Source organism: Devosia riboflavina, from assembly GCF_000743575.1.
GTDB classification, from domain to species: domain Bacteria; phylum Pseudomonadota; class Alphaproteobacteria; order Rhizobiales; family Devosiaceae; genus Devosia; species Devosia riboflavina.
Genome location: NZ_JQGC01000003.1, coordinates 55,297 through 76,674, shown reverse-complemented (window position 1 = coordinate 76,674; position 21,378 = coordinate 55,297). Strand labels below are relative to the sequence as shown.

At 62.3% G+C, this 21,378-nt stretch carries 17 protein-coding genes; 16 read left to right on the top strand and 1 reads right to left on the bottom strand.

The window, feature by feature from the left end; genetic code table 11:
• Nucleotides 1-56 precede the first annotated feature (56 nt).
• The 5 genes from JP75_RS03610 (at nucleotide 57) to JP75_RS03590 (ending at nucleotide 3,925) form a co-directional block, all read left to right on the top strand.
• Nucleotides 57-626 carry a TetR/AcrR family transcriptional regulator gene (locus JP75_RS03610; protein WP_035079421.1) on the top strand — a complete coding sequence of 190 codons (570 nt, stop codon included), beginning with the start codon at nucleotides 57-59 and terminating at the stop codon, nucleotides 624-626.
• Entirely contained in the window at nucleotides 623-1,777 is a 1,155-nt protein-coding gene (locus tag JP75_RS03605) for an SGNH/GDSL hydrolase family protein (protein ID WP_035079418.1), read from the top strand. Before JP75_RS03610 ends, JP75_RS03605 begins: the two co-directional genes overlap by 4 nt.
• 191 nt (nucleotides 1,778-1,968) lie before the next feature.
• Nucleotides 1,969-2,313 (top strand): phosphopantetheine-binding protein, encoded by a 345-nt coding sequence (locus tag JP75_RS25055; protein WP_051960291.1) that lies wholly within the window; start codon nucleotides 1,969-1,971, stop codon nucleotides 2,311-2,313.
• Nucleotides 2,310-3,512, top strand: coding sequence for a beta-ketoacyl-[acyl-carrier-protein] synthase family protein (locus JP75_RS03595; RefSeq protein WP_035079416.1), 1,203 nt, complete (start codon nucleotides 2,310-2,312; stop codon nucleotides 3,510-3,512). The genes JP75_RS25055 and JP75_RS03595 overlap by 4 nt, the downstream gene beginning before the upstream one ends.
• Before the next feature lie 143 nt (nucleotides 3,513-3,655).
• On the top strand, nucleotides 3,656-3,925 hold the full coding sequence (locus JP75_RS03590) for a hypothetical protein (protein WP_152565721.1): 270 nt from the start codon (nucleotides 3,656-3,658) through the stop codon (nucleotides 3,923-3,925).
• Between the two features lie 226 nt (nucleotides 3,926-4,151).
• Here the strand turns inward: JP75_RS03590 and JP75_RS03585 are convergent, their stop codons facing one another.
• Nucleotides 4,152-4,724, bottom strand: coding sequence for a GcrA family cell cycle regulator (locus JP75_RS03585; protein ID WP_035079412.1), 573 nt, complete (start codon nucleotides 4,722-4,724; stop codon nucleotides 4,152-4,154).
• A gap of 363 nt (nucleotides 4,725-5,087) precedes the next feature.
• Here JP75_RS03585 and JP75_RS03580 point away from each other — a divergent pair, with 363 nt between their 5' ends.
• From JP75_RS03580 to JP75_RS25045, 11 genes are all read left to right on the top strand, one after another.
• Nucleotides 5,088-6,287 (top strand): aspartate aminotransferase family protein, encoded by a 1,200-nt coding sequence (locus tag JP75_RS03580; RefSeq protein WP_035079410.1) that lies wholly within the window; start codon nucleotides 5,088-5,090, stop codon nucleotides 6,285-6,287.
• 178 nt (nucleotides 6,288-6,465) lie between these two features.
• Nucleotides 6,466-7,398 (top strand): ornithine carbamoyltransferase, encoded by a 933-nt coding sequence (argF, locus tag JP75_RS03575; RefSeq protein ID WP_035079408.1) that lies wholly within the window; start codon nucleotides 6,466-6,468, stop codon nucleotides 7,396-7,398.
• 182 nt (nucleotides 7,399-7,580) lie between these two features.
• Entirely contained in the window at nucleotides 7,581-8,573 is a 993-nt protein-coding gene (locus JP75_RS03570) for an Hsp33 family molecular chaperone (protein WP_051960374.1), read from the top strand.
• A gap of 114 nt (nucleotides 8,574-8,687) precedes the next feature.
• Nucleotides 8,688-9,404, top strand: a complete 717-nt coding sequence (locus JP75_RS03565; RefSeq protein ID WP_035079407.1) for a helix-turn-helix transcriptional regulator — start codon at nucleotides 8,688-8,690, stop codon at nucleotides 9,402-9,404.
• 338 nt (nucleotides 9,405-9,742) lie between these two features.
• Nucleotides 9,743-10,387, top strand: a complete 645-nt coding sequence (locus tag JP75_RS03560) for an acyl-homoserine-lactone synthase (RefSeq protein WP_160194631.1) — start codon at nucleotides 9,743-9,745, stop codon at nucleotides 10,385-10,387.
• A gap of 10 nt (nucleotides 10,388-10,397) precedes the next feature.
• Nucleotides 10,398-12,218 carry a glycosyltransferase family 2 protein gene (locus JP75_RS25050; RefSeq protein ID WP_051960286.1) on the top strand — a complete coding sequence of 607 codons (1,821 nt, stop codon included), beginning with the start codon at nucleotides 10,398-10,400 and terminating at the stop codon, nucleotides 12,216-12,218.
• A gap of 40 nt (nucleotides 12,219-12,258) precedes the next feature.
• Entirely contained in the window at nucleotides 12,259-12,765 is a 507-nt protein-coding gene (locus JP75_RS03550; RefSeq protein WP_035079405.1) for a DUF2937 family protein, read from the top strand.
• 89 nt (nucleotides 12,766-12,854) lie between these two features.
• Nucleotides 12,855-14,258 carry an adenosylhomocysteinase gene (gene ahcY, locus JP75_RS03545; protein ID WP_035079403.1) on the top strand — a complete coding sequence of 468 codons (1,404 nt, stop codon included), beginning with the start codon at nucleotides 12,855-12,857 and terminating at the stop codon, nucleotides 14,256-14,258.
• A 101-nt stretch (nucleotides 14,259-14,359) separates the two neighbouring features.
• Nucleotides 14,360-16,678, top strand: coding sequence for a methyl-accepting chemotaxis protein (locus JP75_RS03540; RefSeq protein ID WP_035079401.1), 2,319 nt, complete (start codon nucleotides 14,360-14,362; stop codon nucleotides 16,676-16,678).
• 184 nt (nucleotides 16,679-16,862) lie between these two features.
• Entirely contained in the window at nucleotides 16,863-18,878 is a 2,016-nt protein-coding gene (locus JP75_RS03535; RefSeq protein ID WP_152565720.1) for a methyl-accepting chemotaxis protein, read from the top strand.
• Nucleotides 18,879-19,131: 253 nt separating this feature from the next.
• Nucleotides 19,132-21,177: a methyl-accepting chemotaxis protein gene (locus tag JP75_RS25045; RefSeq protein ID WP_051960284.1), complete on the top strand. Its 2,046-nt coding sequence runs from the start codon at nucleotides 19,132-19,134 to the stop codon at nucleotides 21,175-21,177.
• Nucleotides 21,178-21,378: the final 201 nt, after the last annotated feature.

The following is a 21,378-nucleotide window of genomic DNA, read 5'->3' as shown; positions in this document are numbered from 1 at the left end:
CATTTCGGCAAAACTAATGCTATTAGGCAAAAAACTAATAACATTAGGATGCCGCTATGCCGCGCGCGGGACTTTCGTGGGAAAAGCTGATCCAGGCAGGCGCCGTCCTTGCCGATAGCGAGGGATTTTCTGCCCTCACGCTGGCGGCGCTGGCCCGCCAGTTCGATGTAAAGCTCGCCAGCCTTTATGCGCATGTGCGCAATTCCGATGACCTCAAGGCCGGCGTCGCCCTGCTGGCGCTCGACCTCCTGGCCCAATGGGCCGAGGCGGCCGTGGCGGGCCGCACGGGGAAAGAGGCCGTGGTGGCCTTGGCAGAGGCGCATCGGCGTTTTGCCGGGGAGCATCCGGGCCTCTTCGAGGCGGCGCGATTTCCGCTTTCGGCGGAGCAGGCGGCCGGCAGCGGTGGCCCGCGGCTGGCGCGGACCATGCTGGCGGCTCTGCGCGGCTATGAGCTTTCCGAGGCGGATCAGGTGCATGCCGTGCGGCTGCTCGGTTCCTTTTTCCTGGGTTTTTCGCTGCTCGAGCGCAGCGGCAGTTTTGCCCATAGCCAGCCCGAGCCCGGCCAGTCCTGGCGGCGCGGGCTCGATGCGCTCGATGTGACATTCACGAATTGGAAGACGACATGAAGAATTTTGCCATTACCGCCGATCTGGTTTTCGGCGCGCAGGAGCTGGAGCGGACCGAGATGGGCCTGCAGCCGCATCGCCTGCCGGCGAAGGCGCGGCGGCAGAACGAGGATGCGGGCTTCTCCATGGCCGAGCGGCAGCCTTCGGGTATCCGGTTGAAATTCCGCACGGCGGCAAGCGTGATCGAGCTGGACGTGCTGCCGACCAAGCGCGTCTATACCGGCATGCCGGCGCGGCCGGATGGGGTTTTTGATCTCAGGATCGATGGCGAACTGACCCAGCAAAGAAGTGCGCTCGGTGGGCGCGTGATGCGCATCGGCATGGCGCCGCCCTCCATGGTGCTGGAGCCGGGCGAGGTGCAGGTGCTGCGCTTCGAAAATCTGCCGACGCGGGACAAGCTCGTCGAAATCTGGCTGCCGCATGACGAAATGGTTGAGTTGGTGGCGCTGCGGGCCGATGCTGATCTTGTGCCGGTCGCGCCAGGAAAAATCTGGCTCCATCATGGCAGTTCCATCAGCCAGGGTTCCAACGCCACCTCGCCGACCGGTATCTGGCCGGCGGTGGCGGCGACGCTGGGTGGGGTAGACCTGGTGAATATGGGCTTTGGCGGCAATGCGCTGCTCGATCCCTTCACGGCGCGGGCCATGCGCGACACCAAGGCTGATCTCATCAGCGTCAAGATGGGCATCAATCTCGTCAATGCCGACCTCATGCGGATGCGCGCCTTTGGCCCGGCCCTGTACGGTTTTCTCGATACGATCCGCGAGGGCCATCCCGATACGCCCTTGCTGGTGGTGTCCCCGATCTATTGCCCGATCCATGAGACGACGCCCGGCCCCTGCCAGTTCGACTTTGCCGCCTTGGCCGAGGGCCGGCTGCGGTTCCGTGCCGAGGGCAATGCGGAGGAGGTGGCCAGAGGCAAGCTGACGATTGTTTCCATTCGCCAGAAGATGGAGGAAATCATCGCGCAAAGGTCTCTCAGCGATCCAAATATCCGCTATCTCGATGGGCGTGAGCTCTATGGCGCCGATGACAATGCGCTACAGCCCTTGCCCGATGAGCTACATCCGGATGCGGCTGTCCATGCGCTCATGGGGCGGCGGTTTGCTGAGAAAGCCTTTGCGGGCGTTTTTTCTAGAAAGGGCGGATAGCTGAGGCATTCGCGGCTAACGGCGCCGAGTTCTGCTTGCCGTAACTTCGTCACCAGCCTATTGACCGTGTGGACGCACCCGGCGACAGTATTGTGATCGAGGCGTTTGTTGCCGCTGATATATATGCCTGAGTCCTTGGCATTTACGGTTCCCACAACTGGGGCTGAGCCGGATTTATTTGAGGAGCTATCATGAGCGAAACGGGTACCCCCGCTTCTACCGCCCGCGCCCTGCCGTCCGACGACGTGCTGCGCGAAGAAATCATCCAGCTCATCATGACCGAACGCAATGTCGAGCGCGAGAAGCTGGTGCCGGAAGCCAGTTTCCGTTCGCTCGGCTTTGAATCGCTCGACGTGGTGATGCTGCTCATGGGCGTCGAGGAAAAGTACGGCGTCTATCTGCCTATCGACGGCGAGTTGAGCACGGTCAATACGCTGTCCGAACTGCTCGACCTTCTCGTCGCGCGCATCAAGACCGCCGAGCCGGCTTCGGCCGCGACGGCGCCCAAGGCTGCTGCCGGGGGCGCTGCACAGTGAGCGTTGCGGTCGCCATTACCGGCATGGGGTGTGTGACGGCTGCGGGCCTGGGCGTCGATGCGCTCTGGCAGGCAGCGCGCGATGGCGACCCCAAGGTTTCCCGGCTGGAGGGAGACGAATTCGCCCGCAGCCACGTGAAAATTGCGGCGCGCGCGCCCTTCGACATGGCGGACCACTTTACGCCCAACCAGGCGCGGACGCTCGACCGGTTTTCGGCGCTCGCCATCGTGGCAGCCAAGGAGGCCATCGAGGCCGCCAGGGCCGAGCCGCGGGAATGGGGCGACCGGGTTGCGCTGATCATCGGCACCGGCATTGGCGGTATCGAAACCACGGCTTCCATGTATGGCTCCTTCACCTCGGGCACGCGCGGCGACCCGATGGCGATCCCAAAAATCATGCCGAACGCGGCGGCCTGCCAGGTCGCAATGGCTTTCGGCATTACCGGCACGCTCTTGGCGACGGCGGGGGCCTGTTCGTCTTCGGCCCAGGCGATTGGCCTTGGCCTGCAATTGATCCGCGCCGGCATTGTCGACCGCGCCATTGTGGGCGGTTCGGAAGCCATGGTCATTCCCTCGTCCATGCTGGCCTGGGAAATGCTGCGTGTTCTGACCCCCACGGCCCAGCGCCCCTTCTCCAAGGGTCGCGACGGCATGATGATGGGTGAAGGCGCCGGCGTCCTGGTGCTGGAGCGTTTGGATCTGGCGCAGGAGCGCGGCGCGCCCATCGTCGGCATGCTGCGTGGCTATGGCACGACGAGCGATGCCAAGGACCTGTTGCGGGCCGATCCCGTGCGGTCGTCCGCGGCAATCAGCCGAGCTCTGGCCGATGCCGAGCTTGCACCGTCCGACATTGCCTACTGCAATGCGCATGGCACGGGCACCATCGCCAATGATGTGGCCGAGGCAGAGGCGCTGTCGCTGGTTTTCGGCGAAAGCCTGCCTAATCTTGCCGTGTCTTCGACCAAGCCGGTCCATGGCCATCTGATCGGCGCGGCCGGTGCGGTGGAGGCCATCGTCACCGTCAAGGCACTGAACGAGGGCATTGCTCCGCCGACGATCAATTTCCTCGAGCCCGACCCGGCCATGCACCCGATCAATTGCGTGCCCAACACGGCCCAGCCGATCTCCGGCAAGATCGGCATCAGCAATTCCTTTGCCTTTGGCGGCATCAACTGCTCGCTGGTCTTCTCGGCCGCCTGAGGCGTGGTTGGAAATAGAGATTGAACAAGGGCGCCCTCGAGGCGCCCTTGCTGTTTTTCAGTGCCGCCGAAACGAAATTGCCGCGCAACCACAGGCTCACCAGCACGTTTGGAAATCATCTTGGCGCTGTTGCGGAGGATGAGATGGCACTCTTTCAGAAGGCGGACCGGGTCGGCTGGGCGCAACTGACGCTGCCCGAGCATATCGTCTTGCTGGCCATGACGGTCGAACCGCAAAAGCAGGTGGAATGGTTGATCCAGCGCGCGCTTTGCTTTCATGGGCTCGCCGCCATCACGCCGAACGGGCTGAAACTGACCCATATGGGGCGATTGGTGATTGCCGAAAGACACGGCCTGCCGGTCGTGGTAGGGCGCGATCCTGCTCGGCCCGCACCGGCTTCGGATACAGTCTGAAACCCCTAGGGGTTTCACGTACCAACGGAAATACTAGTAGACCTCATCCTGAGCTTGTCGAAGGACGAGGTCGTGGCACGCAACCCTCAGTGTGCCCGACCTCGTGGTTCGACAGGCTCACCATGAGGTTTCGGCGGGAGCCGTTTCAAAACGAACGTGAACTGATCTAGTCTCCAACAAAAAAGGCGCCCGATGGGCGCCCTTTGTTTTTGAAAGCTGCCGAAACTCAGCGCTTCTTCTTGTCGATCTGGTGATAGGCCCGGCGCGAGTGGAATTCGCAATAGGGGCCGGTTTCGAGGCTGTGCTGGCCGCAGAAATAAAAATCTTTGCTGAGCGGATCGCCGATCGGCCACTTGCAGGTGTGCTCGTTGAGCTGCAGCAGAGAGAGGCGCTTGTCCTCGGGAATGAACAGCTCCTGGGTCGCCGGGGCGACATAGAGCTCGGCTTCCATCTGCGGCGACATGGCGAGGGCCGTGGCGCCCATGACCTGCGGACGCGGCATCACCGACGGACGCGGCTTGGCAGCGGCAGCCATCGAGCTGACACCAGCGGAAAGGCTGGGGCCGGAAGGACGGCGCGGCGCCTGGCGCGGCGCTGGGCGCGCCCGCGGCGTGGTATTGGTGGGCTTGGCACGAGCCGACAACTTGAGACGGTGCACCTTGCCGATAACGGCATTGCGGGTGACGCCTTCGCCCAGTTCGCCGGCGATCTGGCTGGCGCTCAGGCCTTCCATCCAGAGCTTCTTGAGAAGCTCCACCCGCTCGTCGGTCCAACCATTGGGTTGCGTTCCGGTAACCATCGTCAACTTAGAATCCTCTCTCACGCCGCCAAAGTGGCCTGGCAGCCTTTTCGACTCTACAGCTCGTATGCTGAGTGGGTCCGCCACACGATATCTCGTGTTCCCCAACGAGTTAGACACTACGACATCGCAGGAATCGGGATCAAGAGTCGGGGGCATTTTCCCCCCAAAAATCAGTGGTTAATTTTACGCTAACAATCCTTGAGTCAAATCAGTCACTTGGGCCCGAGAGCGTTGACTTAACGGGTAAAAACCGCCTATTTCTTCCCACCAAACGCGCTGCCCCAGAGCAGCGTTTTTGATTTGTGTGGCAGGTTTGCCACGCTTTTATCCCACCTCCCGAACCTGAAAGGGGAGAAATCCATGTCTGCGCTCTATGCCACCTACGCCCGTTCCGAAGCTTCGTTCGAGCGCGGCGAAGGCATGCGCCTTTTTGACCAGCATGGACGAGAATATCTCGACTTTCATTCGGGCGTGGCGGTGAACGCTTTGGGCCATGGCGACCCGCATCTGGTGAGCGCCCTCAAGGCTGCTGCCGACAAGGTCTGGCACACGGCCAATACCTTCACCATTCCCGAGCAGGAACGGCTCGGCCAGCGGCTGGTCGATGCGACCTTCGCCGATGCGGTCTTTTTCACCAATTCGGGTGCCGAGGCCATCGAATGCGCCATCAAGACGGCGCGGCATTATTTCTGGGCCAAGGGCCAGGGCGAGCGCTATGAAGTGATCGCCTTTTCCGGCTCCTTCCATGGCCGCACGCTCGGCACCATCGCGGCCGGCGGCAATCCCGACTATCTGCAGGGTTTCGGGCCCGCTGCGCCCGGCTTCAAGCATGCCAAGCCCGGCGACCTCGACAGCGTCAAGGCGCTGATCACGCCTGAGACGTGTGCCATCCTCATCGAGCCCGTGCAGGGCGAGGGCGGGGTGACCGCCATGTCCAGTGAATTCATGCAGGGCCTGCGCAAGCTCTGCGACGACAATGACATGCTGCTCATTCTCGACGAAGTGCAGTGCGGCTTTGGCCGTACCGGCCGCTTCTTTGCCTATGAGTGGAGTGGCATCACGCCCGATATCGTGGCCGTGGCCAAGGCCATCGGCGGCGGCTTCCCGCTCGGCGCCTGCCTTGCCAAGGGCGATGTCGCCGCTTCCATGGTGCCCGGCACGCATGGCTCCACCTATGGCGGCAATCCCTTGGCGACGGCCGTGGGCAATGCCGTGCTCGACCGGATCCTCGCGCCCGGCTTCATCGACAACGTCAACGCCATGGGCCAGCGTCTCTCCTGGCACCTGCAGCAGCTCGCGCAAAAATATCCGGACTATGTGCTGGAGCTGCGCGGCAAGGGCTTGCTTTCGGGCATCAAGCTCTCGACCCCGGCGCGCGATATGGTCACGCGCCTGCGCGATGATCATCAGTTCCTCTGCATCGGGGCGGGCGACAATGTGCTGCGCCTCCTGCCGCCGCTGATCGTTTCCGAGGCCGATATCGAGCTGGCCATGGAAAAAATCTCCGCTGCCTTCGACGCCATTGAGGCGGAAGCGGCTGCGGCGCCGGCTGCGAGCTGATTGTCATGTTGACGTTTTATCATTTTGGGCGTCGCCGACGCGGTTTGTTCCCTCCGCCTCGCTAAGTCGCGTGTCTTCGGAAAGCGTTAACCACTTTCTGGAGACATGCCCTTAGGGCAGAGTAAAACCGCGGCTGCGGCCGCTCCAATTTCATAAGCGTCACAAAGGAACCCGGCCCATGTCAACGACCGGTACCCCCAGGCATTTTCTTTCTATCGATGATTTCTCCTATGCCGAACTGCGCGGCATGCTCTCCCAGGCAGGCGCGCTGAAGGCACGCCTTAAGGATGGCGACCGGCCACAGCTCCTCAAGGACAAGGTGCTGGCCATGATCTTTGAGCGCCAGTCGACCCGGACGCGCGTTTCCTTCGACGTGGGCATGCGCCAGCTTGGCGGCGAGACCATCATGCTGTCCGGCCAGGAAATGCAGCTTTCGCGCGAGGAAACCCTGGCCGATACGGCCAAGGTGATGAGCCGCTATGTCGATGCCATCATGATCCGCATTCTTTCCCACGCCGATCTGCTTGAGCTTTCCGAAGCCGCGACCGTGCCTGTGATCAACGGCCTGACGCGTCGCGCGCATCCGTGCCAGATCATGGCCGATCTCATGACCTTCGAAGAGCACCGCGGCGATATCCGCGGCGCCAAGATCGCCTGGGTCGGCGACAGCAATAATGTGCTGCACTCCTGGGTCAACGCGGCCGAGCTCTTCGAATGCGAGCTCACCATTGCGACCCCGGATGAATATAGCCCGGAAAAGGACCTGATGCAGGACATCACCCGGGCCGGCAAATATGCCAAGCTGATCGAGGACCCACGCGAGGCCGTCGAAGGCGCCGATCTCGTCATCACCGACACCTGGGTGTCCATGGGTGACGTCGATGCCGCCGAGCGCCGCCGGGTCTTGAAACCCTATCAGGTGAACACCAATTTGATGGGCTTGGCTGATAAGGACGCCCTGTTCATGCACTGCCTGCCCGCCCATCGCGGCGACGAGGTGACCGACGAGGTGATCGACGGTCCCCAGTCGGTAGTGTTCGACGAGGCCGAAAATCGCCTCCACGCCCAGAAAGCCATTTTGTGCTGGGCCTTCGGGGTTGAAACGAACTAGGCGCGTTTTTCGCGTTATTTCGGCAAACCACCATGTCACCCCCGCGAAAGCGGGGGCCTCCGTTTTGGAACAGAGGTTCCCGCCTTCGCGGGAATGACACCGTGTTTGTCTGGAAGCTGGTTGTATCGGCCCCGGCAGTGCGCCACGATGAGAGTAACCGAATGACCACGGAACCGACGACCATGACTGACAGCTTCCTTTCCGCCATGGGCCTTGATCGCCCCGAATCCGGCGACGATGCCGTGGTGCCCTTCACCCTCGAAAAGCTCGATACCCGTGGCCGCATTCTGCATCTCGGTGCCTCGCTCGACGCCATCCTGTCGCGCCACAATTATCCTGCTCCGGTTGCCCGCCTGCTCGGCGAAGCCGTGGTGCTGACTGCGCTCATCGGTTCGTCGTTGAAATTCGAAGGCCGGCTGATCCTCCAGACCCAGACCGATGGTCCGGTGAACCTCATCGTCGTCGATTTCGACGCGCCCGATGGCATGCGCGGCTATGCCCGCTTCGACCATGATATGGTGCTGAAAGCTGCCGAAGAAGGCCGCACGAGCCCGGCCGAACTGCTCGGCAAGGGGCACCTGGCCATGACCATCGACCAGGGCGCCCATACCGAGCGCTATCAGGGCATCGTGGCACTCGACGGGCACAGCCTCGAAGAGGTGGCGCACACCTATTTCCTACAGTCCGAACAGATCCCAACCCAGGTACGCCTCGCTGTGGCGCAGATGTCGGTCAAGGGCGACCATCGTCCGCGCTGGCGCGCCGGCGGCATGCTGATCCAGCACCTGCCCGAAGGCGGCCTTGTGCGCATGGCCGACCTGCCGGGCGACGGCAATTTCGAGAACACCGACCCGAATTTCCAGGAAGCCAACGGCTGGGCCGAAGCGCGCTCCATGCTCGCAACGGTTGCGGACATCGAGCTTGCCGATCCCGAAGTGTCGCCCGAACGGCTTTTGTTCCGGCTCTATCACGAGACCGGCGTGCGCGTGTTTCCGCCCATGCCGCTCGAAGAGCGCTGCACCTGCTCGGCCGACCGGATCGAGGAAATGCTGGCCAATAATTTCTCCGACGAAGAGCGCGAGGATATGGCGGTCAATGGCGAAATCGAAGTGGTTTGCGAGTTTTGCTCGTCTGCCTACCGGTTCAACCCGCATCAGTTCCAGGTAAAGCACTAAAACGTTCGGGCGCCGAAGATATATTTGACATCTATTCTTCGGCGCTCGACTTGAATTTTTTTCGGGCCTCGGCAAAATTGTGTCACAAAGGGTCGCAGGGGGAGCTGCATCCAAATGAATGCCGACCTGATGTTGACGATCGAGGCCCTGCAGAATCAGGAAAGCCAGCAAGGCATTCATGCGGTGGTGCTCGACGCCATCCGTGAATATGGCTTTGAACGCTTTATCATTTCCGGCCTGCCCGACCGCGGCATGGACGTGCGCCCCTTCGTGCTGCTCTCGGGCTGGGATGACGAGTGGTATCAACGCTATACCAAGCTCGGCTATGTCGATGTCGACCCCGTGGCGCGCAACTGCTTTGCCACCACCTTGCCCTTCGATTGGTCGGCGGCGCCCTATGACCGGGCCGAGGACTTTTCGGCACGGCGCGTCATGGATGAGGCGCGCGATTTCGGCATGGATGAGGGCCTCTGCGTGCCGGTCCATCTCGAAGGCGGCATGCAGGGCGTGGTTTCGCTGGTCGGCCGGACCGATTGGCTCGACGAAAAGCAGCGCCTCGAATTGCACATGCTGGCGCTCTATGCCCATGGCCGCCTGCGCTTCCTCAACACCATGGATCGCACGCCTGCGCGGCGCCTCATCACCCCGCGCGAGGCCGAAGTGCTCAAATGGGTCGCGGTGGGCAAGACGGCTTCGGAAATCGCCGATATCACTGGCCTCAGTTTCCGGACGGTCAATCAGCATTGCGAAAATGCGCAGCGGCGGCTCGGGACCAATAATCGCCTCCATACCGTAGTGGAAGCCATTCGCCAGAAGCTGATCGTTCTTTAGGGCGTGCGCGCAACGCTGCGGCACGTCTGACCTCATCACACCCTGGCTGTCACCCCGGCGAAGGCCGGGGCCCATCTTGATATCTCGGGATGGATCCTGGCCTTCGCCGGGATGACAATCGAGTGTGGAACTCTCTCAGCGCTGTATCCAAGCCTTTGCCTTTTGTCGGCCTGGTTGGAGGGCGCTTTTGCGCGTTCTGCCGCGACTCAAATCCCAAAAAAGCTGCGTATTTTCGCCGGAAAAGACCGGATGGCTATTGGGAGATTTGCCGATTTTCAGCCGTGTGACCGCCGTGCCAAATGCTCGACAACGATGCAGGCAGCTTTGGGGGCAAGGTAATGCAAGTGCATATCATCCGCGCGCCGATCAGCGGCGAATCTCCTCCACTTCTCGAGGAGAACTACCGCCTGCGTCACAAGATTTTCGTTGATCTTCAGGGGTGGAACGACCTGCGTCGGCCCGATGGGCGCGATGTCGATGACTTCGACAATGCGGACGCAACCCATATCCTGCTCACTGACGGCGACGAACTCGTTGGCGGCTCGCGTATCACCCCGCTCAACAGACCAAACTTGCTGCAGACCGTCTTTCACGGGCTTGTGCTTGGAGACCTCCCCGCCGACCCCTCGCTTGGGGCCGATTGGACGCGCTTTTATGTTCGTCCCGATCGACGCGAAGGCCGGCGGCGCGCACCCGAGTCTGCAGCTCTTTTCTGCGCGATGATGGAATATGCCCTTGCCGAGGGCTTTACCTTCATCACCTTCGTTTCCTCTCTGTCCATGGTGGAGCACGGCACCAGCGTGGGCTGGAGGATTACCCCGCTCGGAGCACCAGCCCTGGTTGACGGCAAGGCCACTGTCGCCGCCTGGATCGAGGTCTCCGAGCAGGCCCTGTACAATGTGCGGCGGGCCACCGGGATGAGCCATGCGCTCATCCCGGCCTCTGCGCTGCGACGAGGCCAGAGCGGGGTTCTGACGGCCTGATGGCAGCGCCATGCCGCGCGCCTTCAAGCTCATGCGGGCCATTGTCGGGCCGGACGGCGACGATGCGACAGCCAGGCGCCTCCTCGAAGAAGCGCTGCTGACCGAAGTCGATCCGCTCCTTCATGCCGCCTTCTCGCTCAATATCGATATCGGTGCCGCGCTCGAGCGGGGCGCGACGGTTTTTGGGCTCACCTATTTCGATGTCATTCCCGCCGGCAGCAGTTCGGCCGGTCCCCCGCGGATCGAGCGTCTCGCCGATGTGCATTTCGTGCGGGCGACGACGCTGGGCGAGGAAGTCGCCTATGCGGCGCCCGACTTCAACGGGCTCATGCGCCTGGGCGCGCTCTACGATACCGATCCGGCGCTGACCCGGCGGCTCTGCATCGTGCCCGGCGCGGCCCTGCGCCAATATCTCGCCGCCGAGGCAGCGCCCGACCTGCTTGTCGCGGCGCGGCAGGGGCTGGTGCGGCACTGGCCGCGCGCCACGGCCAGCCTTGAATTGACCCTCGGGGTGCGCCTTGCCTTCGGCGCGCTGGTGCTGGTCCTCGTCGCGATGCTGCTGGTTCTGCCCTATCTCGCGCCTGCCTGGGCCATGCCGGCCTGGGCCACGGTGATGCTGCTGCCGGCGCTCATTCGCCTCGCCTCCATCTTCATGCCCAATCGCGTCACTGCCCCCGAAGCGCGGGTCGAGCCGCAAGACCTGCCGCTCTATTCGGTGCTGGTGCCGCTGCGCGACGAGGCCGACATGGTCGACCAGCTCTGCCGCGGCCTCATGGCGCTCGATTATCCCGCCCATCGGCTCGATATCATTTTTGTCGTCGAGCAGCGCTCGCCCCGGACGGTGGACGCGGTGCGCCGGCATCTGGGCGATGCGCGTTTTTCGCTGGTGGAAGTGCCGCACGCCCTGCCGTTGACCAAGCCCAAGGCGCTCGATTTCGCGCTGCCCTTCTGCCGGGGCGAATTCGTCGTCGTCTTCGACGCCGAGGATCGTCCGGAGCCGGGGCAATTGCGGCAGGTCGTCAACCAGTTCCGTCGCGCGCCGCATCTTCATTGCATCCAGGCGCGGCTGGTGATCGCCAATGGCGAAAAAGGCCCGCTGCCGGCGCTCTTTGCCGGCGAATATGCGGCGCTCTTTTCGGTCTTTCTCCCGGCTTTGGGACGCTGGGGCATGGTAATGCCGCTTGGCGGCACCTCCAATCATTTCCGCCTTGCGAGCCTCCGCGCGACCGGCGGCTGGGACGCCTACAATGTCACCGAAGATGCCGATCTCGGCGTGCGGCTGGCGCGGCGGCGGCTCAGTTGCGGCACCAGCAGTTCCGCGACTTTTGAGGATGCGCCGGAAAACCTGCGCGTCTGGATGGGGCAGAGACGACGCTGGATGAAGGGCTGGATGCAGACCGTACTCGTCCATAATCGTCATCCCGGCCAGTTGATTCGCGATCTCGGCTGGTGGCGCTTCCTGGTGTTCGAGATCGTGGTTTTCGGCATGATCCTGTCGCCGCTGCTGCATACCGGCTTCATGCTGAGCTGCCTCTTTGCCTTCTTTACCGGCCATGTCGACCTGCTGCGGCTCGATCTATGGACGGCAAGCTGTCTCTCGGTCTTTGCCCTCGGCTATGGCATCGCCTTTGCCATTCACATCCTCGGGCTCTTCCGCACCGGCCAGACACGGCTCCTGCCGTTCCAGGCCTTGCTGCCGGTCTATTGGATTGCCGTGGCCTGGGCGACCTTGCGCGCGCTCGTTGATTTAACCCTAAATCCCTTTGATTGGATCAAGACAGCCCATCGCCCCGTTTCAGACACGAGCAGGCGGCAGGTTGCCGCCGAATAGCGGCTCGGGCACACTGCCCGCTGCGGCAGGAGGGTGAGATATGCGGCGCATGCTGGCCAGTGTCGGTGGGGTTGGGCTGGCGGTGATGCTGAGCCAGTTTCCCGAATATGCGCAGCAATATACCCAGCGCCTGGGCGGGGCCGTCGACGAGTTGCGCATCGTTACCACCGATTTCGACCATGCGGCCGAGGAGGCGGGACTGGATCGGGACGGGGCGCTTGATCGCTACCAGGCCTCCAGCGACACCTTCCTTGCAGATCGCGGCGAGAGCATGGAGCGCACCTTTGTGCGCTATGACCAGTTGAGCCAAACGCTGCAGAAGATCCAGGGCGCCGATCCCATCGAGCGTTTCAGGAACCTGCCGGCCTTCCTCGATACCGAGATCGGCCGCCGAACGCTCGAAAACTACCAGCCGGCCGTACCCGTCACCATGGAAGGGCTCTTTTATGCCGCTGCTGGCTTCGGCGTCGGCTATCTCCTCCTTTCCGCCCTCATCCGCTTCTGCGCGTTGCCATTTCGGCGGCGCCGCGTCTATTACCGTTCATAAGACATAAACATACCTTTATATCCCCGGTTGAATGCGACCCTCGGCTTGCGTATAGGAAGACCAACCAATTCCTCATCCGGAGACCGAACATGACCAGTCCAGCCACCGATTACGCGGTCAGGGACATTTCGCTGGCCGATTTCGGCCGCAAGGAAATCCAGATCGCCGAGATCGAAATGCCGGGCCTGATGGCAATCCGCGAGGAATATGCCGCGGCCCAGCCGCTGCGTGGCGCCCGCATTGCCGGCTCGCTGCACATGACCATCCAGACCGCCGTGCTCATCGAGACGCTGGTCGCGCTCGGCGCCGAAGTGCGCTGGGTCTCGTGCAATATCTTCTCGACCCAGGACCATGCCGCAGCCGCCATCGCCGCCGCCGGCATCCCGGTCTTCGCCCACAAGGGTGAAACGCTGGAAGAATATTGGGATTTTACCGACCGCATGATGGATTGGGGCAATGGCCTCACCCCCAACATGATCCTCGATGATGGCGGCGACGCCACCATGTACATCCTCAACGGCGCCAAGGCCGAGAAGGACATTTCCGTCCTCGCCAAGCCCGGCAATGAGGAAGAGGAAATCTTCTTCGCCACCATCAAGCGTCGCCTCGAAAAGACCCCGGGCTTCTTCGGGAAGATCAAGGACGCGATCCGCGGCGTTTCGGAAGAAACCACCACGGGCGTGATGCGCCTCTATCAGCTTCACGCCAAAGGCGAACTGCCGTTCCCGGCCATCAACGTCAATGACTCCGTCACCAAGTCGAAATTCGACAACAAGTACGGCACCCGCGAATCGCTCGTCGACGCCATCCGTCGCGGCACCGACGTGATGCTGGCTGGCAAGGTCGCCATCGTCTGCGGCTATGGCGATGTGGGCAAGGGTTCGGCTGAATCGCTCCGCGGCGCCGGCGCCCGCGTGCTCGTCACCGAAGTCGATCCGATCTGCGCGCTGCAGGCCGCCATGGAAGGTTTTGAGGTCGTTACCCTCGAGGACGCTGCGCACCGCGCCGACATCGTCGTCACGGCCACGGGCAACCGCGACGTGCTGATGGTCGACGATATGCGCAACCTCAAGGACATGGCCATCGTCTGCAATATCGGCCACTTCGACAACGAAATCGACGTGCTGGGCCTGCGCAACTTCAAGTGGACCAATGTCAAGCCGCAGGTTGATCTCATCGAACAGCCCAATGGCAAGCGCCTGATCCTGCTCTCCGAAGGTCGCCTCGTGAATCTCGGCAATGCCACGGGTCACCCGAGCTTTGTCATGTCTGCTTCGTTCTCGAACCAGACGCTGGCCCAGATCGAACTCTGGACCAATGGCGAAAAGCTCGAAAAGAAGGTGCACGTGCTGCCCAAGCATCTCGACGAAAAGGTCGCCGAACTGCACCTCGCCAAGCTCGGCGCCAAGCTGACCAAGCTGAGCAAGGTTCAGGCCGAATATATCGGCGTCAGCGAGAGCGGCCCGTTCAAGTCGAACGAATACCGCTACTAAAGCCCTGTCGGAACGTGAAAAAGCCCGCTTTTGCGGGCTTTTTATCGGAAATTTACCTTAATCGTGCAGGTTGCCCCCGAGATTTCAGTGTCGGGGGCGACATGCGCCGTTTTATTACCAATCCACTGGCCGCTATGCGATCGAGCATCGCCGCCAAGGTGCTGATCGCAACGATCGGCATCGTTCTCGTCACCATGGCGAGTTTTGCCTTCTATCAGGACTGGCGCGATAGCCGCCGGCTCGAGAGCGATATCGAAGCTGATCTGCGCAGCGTCGCCTCCTCGACCGCCCGCTCGGTCGGCAACTGGTTCGGCGGCCGCACCCTGCTGATCGAGGCCGCCATGCAGTCGGTCGCCAAGCTGCCGGTCGGCGAGAATGTCTCGGAAACATTCAACCGCGACACCTATATCAACAATTTCATCTCGACCTATTTCGGTCACGCCGCCACCGGCCAGTTCGACACTTTTCCGGCCAATGAACTGCCCGAAGGCTACGATCCGCGCGTGCGCCCCTGGTATCAGGACGCTGTGGCGGCGGGCGGCACGGTGCTCACCGAGCCCTATGCCGATGCCTCCTCGGGCGACCTGATCGTGTCTCTCGCCACGCCCGTTTCGGTCAATGGCCAGGTAACCGGCGTCGTCGCATCCGACTTCTCCATTGCCGCCATCGTGGCCATGCTGGCCGAGGTCGATCTCGGCGGCAAAGGCGAGCTTTTCCTTGCCAGTGCCAATGGCACCATCCTCGTCCATGCCAATCCCGAACTCGTGGGCAAGACCCTGGCCGATGCCTTTGACGGCACGGCCCCGGCGCTCTCGACCCAGCCTGTGGTTGCCAGCGCTGCCGGCGCCGAGGTTCTCGTCAGCTTCGCGCCCATTCCGGGCCTGCCGGGTGTTGAATGGTATGTCGGCATCGATCGCGACAAGGCCGCCGCCTTTGCTCCGCTGACCGAGGCCCGCAGCATTCTCTTCGGCGTCACCGTCCTTGTTACCCTGCTGTCGGTTCTGGTCATCTGGCTGGTGCTGCGCTCCCTGGTTTCCCAGCCGATCGCCCGGCTCACCAGCGTCATGGGCAAGGTGGCCGATGGCCAGTTCGAAACCGAAGTGCTTGGCGCCGAACGTCAGGACGAAATCGGCGCCATGGCCCGCGCCGTGGAAGTGTTCCGCGAAAATGGCCTCAAGGTCGCCCAGATGACCGAGGCGGAAGCCGCCCGCATTATCCGCGATTCCGAGGCCCGGCAGCAGATGATGGTGGAATTGCAGCGCGCCTTTGGCGACGTGGTCGATGCCGCCGTCGATGGCAATTTCTCCCAGCGGGTGCCGGCCCAGTTCCCGGATGCCGAGCTCAACGACCTCGCCAATTCCGTCAACCGCCTCGTCGACAGCGTCGATCACGGCCTGACCGAGACCGCTTCGGTGCTCTCGGCTCTCGCCAATACCGACCTGACCCGCCGCATGAACGGCCAGCATCACGGCGCCTTCGCCAAATTGAAGACCGACATCAATGCCGTGGCCGAAAAGCTGACCGACATCGTGGGTCAGTTGCGCGGCACCTCGGGCACGCTGAAAACCGCTACCGGCGAAATCCTCTCCGGCGCCAACGACCTCTCCGAGCGCACCACGCGCCAGGCCGCGACCATCGAAGAAACCTCTGCCTCGATGGAGCAACTGGCTCAGACGGTCACCGAAAACGCCAAGAAGGCGGCCGATGCCAGCCAGAAGGCAGGCATGGTCTCGCGCTCGGCCGAGGATGGCACGGTGGTGATGGGCGAAGCCAATGACGCCATGGAGCGGATTACCCAGTCCTCGGCCAAGATCTCCAACATCATCGGCATGATCGACGATATCGCCTTCCAGACCAACCTGCTTGCCCTCAACGCTTCGGTGGAAGCCGCGCGTGCCGGCGAAGCGGGCAAGGGCTTTGCGGTGGTTGCCGTCGAAGTGCGGCGCCTGGCGCAATCGGCCGCCAATGCTTCATCCGAAGTGAAGGCCCTGATCGAGCAGAGTGCCCAGGAAGTCGGCACCGGTTCCAAACTCGTGGCCGATGCCGCGGGCAAGCTGACCGCGATGATGGAGGCGGTGCGTGCCAATACCGCGCTCCTCGACGACATCGCCCGCGCCAGCCGCGAGCAGGCTTCGGCCATTGACGAGGTCAATACCGCCGTCCGCCAGATGGATGAAATGACCCAGCACAATGCGGCGCTGGTGGAAGAGATCAACGCCGCCATCGAGCAGACCGAGAACCAGGCCGGCGAGCTCGACCGCATCGTCGACGTGTTCCAGATCGAGCAGGGCAGGGCGGCCCGGGCACCGGCAACCGCACCGCGCCAGCCGGCAAAGCCGGTAGCGCGCGTCAAGGCTGCGGCCTCGGCTTATCTGAGCAATGGCAACGCCGCCCTCAAGGACGACTGGTCCGAGTTCTGACAACTTTTGGCATGACGGAAGGGGGCCGCACGCGGCCCCTTTTTTCTTTGGCGGAAAATAACTTCCGCTTGGGGGCATCATTTACGCCCGCTTAATCACAACCACGCATTTTTACTGGCGTAGGACCACCGAACTGCCGTTGCGAATGCCGTCAGCTTAGGGTGCATTGAATAGGGGACCCCAAGTGTTGGGTTGGGTTACGGGTAGTTTGTCGCGTCGGCTTTATTTCCTGCTGGCAATTTTCGCTGTCGGCATGATGGGGGTCGTTTCCTATCAGCTTTACAACCAGCGCATGAACCTCGAGCAGTTCAAGCGCACGGAATTGCAGAGCGTGGTGCAGACCGCAGTCTCGACGGTGCAGAGCTTTTATGATCGCGCCCAGGCAGGCGAGTTCACCGAAGACCAGGCCAAATCCCTGGCGCTCGAAACGCTGCGTGCCCTGCGCTACCAGGGCAACGAATATTTCTTCGTCGATACCTACGACCTCGTGATGCTGATGCATCCGACCAAGCCCGAAAAGCAGGGCTCGGATCGTTCCATCGAAAAGGACGGCCGCGGCACGCTCTACATCAAGGAGATGGTGGAGAACGTGAAGGCGCATGGTTCCGCCTTCCAGACCTATCTCTTCACCAAGCCCGAGGGCGGGCTGGCCGACAAGGTGTCCTATGCGCAGGGTTTCGAGCCCTGGGGCTGGAGCATTGCTTCGGGCATTCTGTTCAACCAGGTGGATGCGATCTTCTGGCAGTCGGTGCTCGAAGGCGGCGGCATCACGCTCGCCATCATCGTGGCCATACTGATCGTCGGTGTGGTCGTTGCCCGCTCGATCGCCAAGCCGATGGTCGAACTGAACAAATCCATGGTTCAGGTTGCCGATGGCGCCTATGACACCGTTATCGACGGCACGGCCCGTCGCGACGAAATCGGCGCCATGGCGCGCGCCGTGGAAGTGTTCCGCGAAAATGGTCTCAAGGTCGCTGAAATGACCGAGGCGGAAGCCGCCCGTATCATTCGTGATCAGGAAGCCCGCCAGAAGATGATGGTGGAACTGCAGCGCTCGTTCGGCGACGTGGTCAATTCCGCGGTCGAGGGCAATTTCTCCCAGCGCGTGCCGGCCCAGTTCCCCGATGCCGAGCTCAACGATCTCGCCAATTCGGTCAATCGCCTCGTCGACAGCGTCGACCATGGCCTCACCGAAACTGGCTCTGTCCTTTCCGCCCTCGCCAATACCGATCTTACCCATCGCATGGTGGGCGAGCATCGCGGCGCCTTCGCCAAATTGAAGACCGACATCAATGCCGTGGCCGACAAGCTGACCGATATCGTCGGCCAGCTCCGCGGCACCTCGGGCACGCTCAAAACCGCGACCGGCGAAATCCTCTCGGGCGCCAACGACCTCTCAGAGCGCACCACGCGTCAGGCGGCAACCATCGAAGAGACTTCGGCCTCGATGGAGCAACTGGCTCAGACGGTCACCGAAAACGCCAGGAAGGCGGCTGATGCCAGCCAGAAGGCGGGTCTCGTCACGCGTTCCGCCGAAGAAGGCGGCGCGGTGATGGAAGAGGCCAATTCGGCAATGGAGCGGATCACCCAGTCGTCGTCGAAGATCTCCAATATCATCGGCATGATCGACGACATCGCCTTCCAGACCAATCTGCTGGCCCTCAACGCCTCTGTGGAAGCCGCGCGTGCCGGCGAAGCCGGCAAGGGCTTTGCCGTCGTCGCCGTGGAAGTCCGTCGCCTCGCACAATCTGCCGCCAACGCCTCCTCGGAAGTGAAGGCCCTGATCGAGCAGAGCGCGCAGGAAGTCGGCACCGGCTCCAAGCTCGTGGCCGATGCCGCAGGCAAGCTGACCGCCATGATGGATGCGCTGCGCGCCAATACGACGCTGCTCGACGACATCGCCCGCGCCAGCCGCGAACAGGCTTCGGCCATCGACGAGGTCAATACCGCCGTGCGCCAGATGGACGAGATGACCCAGCACAATGCCGCGCTGGTGGAAGAGGTGAATGCCGCCATCGAGCAGACCGAACACCAGGCAAGCGAGCTTGACCGGATCGTCGATGTCTTTGCGCTCGACGCCCGCCCAAGCGCAATGGCCCGCCCGGCACCGGTCAAGGCCCAGCCCAAGGTGAAGGCCGCCGCGGCCGCCTATCTCACCGAGGGCAATGCGGCCCTCAAGGAAGACTGGTCGGAGTTCTGATCCGAGCAAGGATATGGTTTGCAAAGGGGCCCTCTGGGGCCCCTTTCGCTTTCAGGCGGTAGCGGAATTTTTACCGTGTTCGTGCCTTACTGGACGCGAGAGACGTGGATGGACGGCCACAGCTCGAAAAGTGCGGGGGCACATCGGTTTGGGCAAGACGCGGAGAAACCGCGTTCCGGTTCTGCATGCCTTTATCCCCGCGCCCCAAGCGTCACGGATAACGACACACCAGAAGGTGTGAGAAGGCATAGGAATGTTTAAACTCAACATCGCGGGCCGCATCTATCTGCTGGTCGGCCTCGCTGTGGTGTCGCTGGCCGTCATGGGCTGGATGAACATGCAGCAGATCAATGCGACGCGTGACCAACTGCGTGCAGCCGAACTCCAATCCATTACCGATTCTGCCGTCTCCATCGTCGATGGCTTCTATAAGCGCGCCCAGGCCGGCGAGCTGACCGAAGAAGCCGCCAAGGCCGGGGCGCTGAGCGCCCTGCAGAGCCTGCGCTATCGCGGCAACGAATATATGTTCATCAACGGCATGGACGCGATCATGCTCATGCATGGCGTGAAGCCCGAAATGGTCGGCATGGACCAGTCGCAATTGGCCGATCCCACCGGCAAGAAATTCGTTGCCGAGATGATCGAACTCGCCAAGAAGAGCGGTTCGGGCTTTGTCGAATATCAGTGGGCCCGCACGCCCGACACCCCGCCGGTCGACAAGCGCACCTATGTCAAACTGTTCGAGCCCTGGGGTTGGGTCGTCGGCACCGGCGTCTATATCGACGATCTGCGCGCCGCCGCCCAGCGCAGCCTGATCGAAACCGGGCTGATCGCCCTCATCGTGGCCCTGGTCGTTTCGGGTGTCGCCTTCCTCATTTCCCGCACCATCACCACGCCGATCGCGCGCCTCACCGATGTCATGGACAAGGTGGCCGATGGCCAGTTCGATACCGAAGTGGTCGGCGCCAATCGGAGCGACGAAATCGGCGCCATGGCGCGCGCCGTGGAAGTGTTCCGCGAGAACGGCCTGAAAGTCGCCGAAATGACCGAGGCGGAAGCCGCTCGCATCATCCGCGATAGCGAAGAGCGGCAGAAGATGATGGTCGAGCTGCAGCGCGCCTTTGGCGACGTGGTGGATTCGGCCATCGATGGCGATTTCACCAAGCGCGTGCCGGCAACCTTCCCCGATGCCGAACTCAATGGTCTGGCCAAATCGGTCAACAACCTCGTCGACAGCGTCGATCGCGGCCTCGATGAAACCGGCTCCGTACTCTCGGCGCTCGCCAATACCGACCTCACCCGTCGCATGGAAGGCCAGCACCGCGGTGCCTTCGCCAAGCTGCAGTCCGACGTCAATGAAGTGGCCGACAAGCTCACCTCCATCGTCGGTCAGTTGCGCGGCACGTCGGGCACGCTGAAATCGGCCACGAGCGAAATCCTCTCCGGCGCCAATGACCTCTCAGAGCGCACCACGCGCCAGGCAGCGACCATCGAAGAAACCTCCGCCACCATGGAGCAACTTGCCCAGACGGTTACGGAAAACGCCAAGAAGGCCGCCGATGCGAGCCAGAAGGCCAATGCCGTGTCGCTGGTGGCCGAAGATGGCGGCCGCGTCATGAGCGAAGCCAACCAGGCCATGGAACGGATCACCCAGTCCTCGGCCAAGATTTCCAACATCATCGGCATGATCGACGACATCGCCTTCCAGACCAACCTTCTCGCCCTTAACGCCTCGGTTGAAGCCGCGCGTGCGGGCGAAGCCGGCAAGGGTTTTGCGGTTGTGGCCGTCGAAGTTCGTCGCCTCGCACAATCGGCAGCGACCGCGTCTTCGGACGTAAAACTGCTCATCGAGCAGAGCGCCCAGGAAGTCGGCACCGGTTCGAAGCTCGTGGCCAGCGCCGCCGACAAGCTCTCGGCCATGCTCGAAGCGGTGCGCGCCAATAGCGCGCTCCTCGACGATATCGCCAGCGCCAGCCGCGAACAGGCTTCTTCCATCGACGAGGTCAATACCGCCGTCCGCCAGATGGACGAAATGACCCAGCACAATGCGGCGCTGGTGGAAGAGGTGAATGCGGCCATCGAACAGACCGAGGCCCAGGCAACCGAACTCGACCAGATCGTCGATGTCTTCACCATCGACTCCGCACGCGCCGCGCGTGCAGCAGTTGCGGCCAAACCCGCCCCGGCGGCCCGCCCCAGCGGCATCAAGGCCCTTCAGGGCAAGGTCAAGCAGGCCGCCTCAGCCTATCTCAGCCATGGCAATGCCGCGGTGAAGGCCGATGACTGGTCCGAATTCTGATTTTTGGACCCCTGTCGATCACATTACTCCCCGGCCCATGGCTGGGGAGTTTTCGTTTGGGCGCATTGGTGGCAGAATCGCTGATCGCCTACCGGTAGCAGAAAAGTGACCTGTCCAACCCGAACCGGCCCGAATGGTTAATAAATCGTTTCTAGTTCGTTCTCGGTCAAGCGCTTCCTTCGCGCTTTGCCCGCAAAGCAC

What these genes read in the sequence shown, in the direction of transcription:
- JP75_RS03550 (WP_035079405.1), top strand. Translation starts at nt 12,259, where the DNA reads ATGCGGCGCATGCTGGCCAGTGTCGGTGGGGTTGGGCTGGCGGTGATG.
- JP75_RS03565 (WP_035079407.1), top strand. Translation starts at nt 8,688, where the DNA reads ATGAATGCCGACCTGATGTTGACGATCGAGGCCCTGCAGAATCAGGAA.
- argF (WP_035079408.1), top strand. Translation starts at nt 6,466, where the DNA reads ATGTCAACGACCGGTACCCCCAGGCATTTTCTTTCTATCGATGATTTC.
- JP75_RS03570 (WP_051960374.1), top strand. Translation starts at nt 7,581, where the DNA reads ATGACTGACAGCTTCCTTTCCGCCATGGGCCTTGATCGCCCCGAATCC.
- JP75_RS03585 (WP_035079412.1), bottom strand. Translation starts at nt 4,724, where the DNA reads ATGGTTACCGGAACGCAACCCAATGGTTGGACCGACGAGCGGGTGGAG.
- JP75_RS03580 (WP_035079410.1), top strand. Translation starts at nt 5,088, where the DNA reads ATGTCTGCGCTCTATGCCACCTACGCCCGTTCCGAAGCTTCGTTCGAG.
- ahcY (WP_035079403.1), top strand. Translation starts at nt 12,855, where the DNA reads ATGACCAGTCCAGCCACCGATTACGCGGTCAGGGACATTTCGCTGGCC.
- JP75_RS25045 (WP_051960284.1), top strand. Translation starts at nt 19,132, where the DNA reads ATGTTTAAACTCAACATCGCGGGCCGCATCTATCTGCTGGTCGGCCTC.
- JP75_RS03560 (WP_160194631.1), top strand. Translation starts at nt 9,743, where the DNA reads ATGCAAGTGCATATCATCCGCGCGCCGATCAGCGGCGAATCTCCTCCA.
- JP75_RS03605 (WP_035079418.1), top strand. Translation starts at nt 623, where the DNA reads ATGAAGAATTTTGCCATTACCGCCGATCTGGTTTTCGGCGCGCAGGAG.
- JP75_RS03590 (WP_152565721.1), top strand. Translation starts at nt 3,656, where the DNA reads ATGGCACTCTTTCAGAAGGCGGACCGGGTCGGCTGGGCGCAACTGACG.
- JP75_RS03540 (WP_035079401.1), top strand. Translation starts at nt 14,360, where the DNA reads ATGCGCCGTTTTATTACCAATCCACTGGCCGCTATGCGATCGAGCATC.
- JP75_RS25055 (WP_051960291.1), top strand. Translation starts at nt 1,969, where the DNA reads ATGAGCGAAACGGGTACCCCCGCTTCTACCGCCCGCGCCCTGCCGTCC.
- JP75_RS25050 (WP_051960286.1), top strand. Translation starts at nt 10,398, where the DNA reads ATGCCGCGCGCCTTCAAGCTCATGCGGGCCATTGTCGGGCCGGACGGC.
- JP75_RS03610 (WP_035079421.1), top strand. Translation starts at nt 57, where the DNA reads ATGCCGCGCGCGGGACTTTCGTGGGAAAAGCTGATCCAGGCAGGCGCC.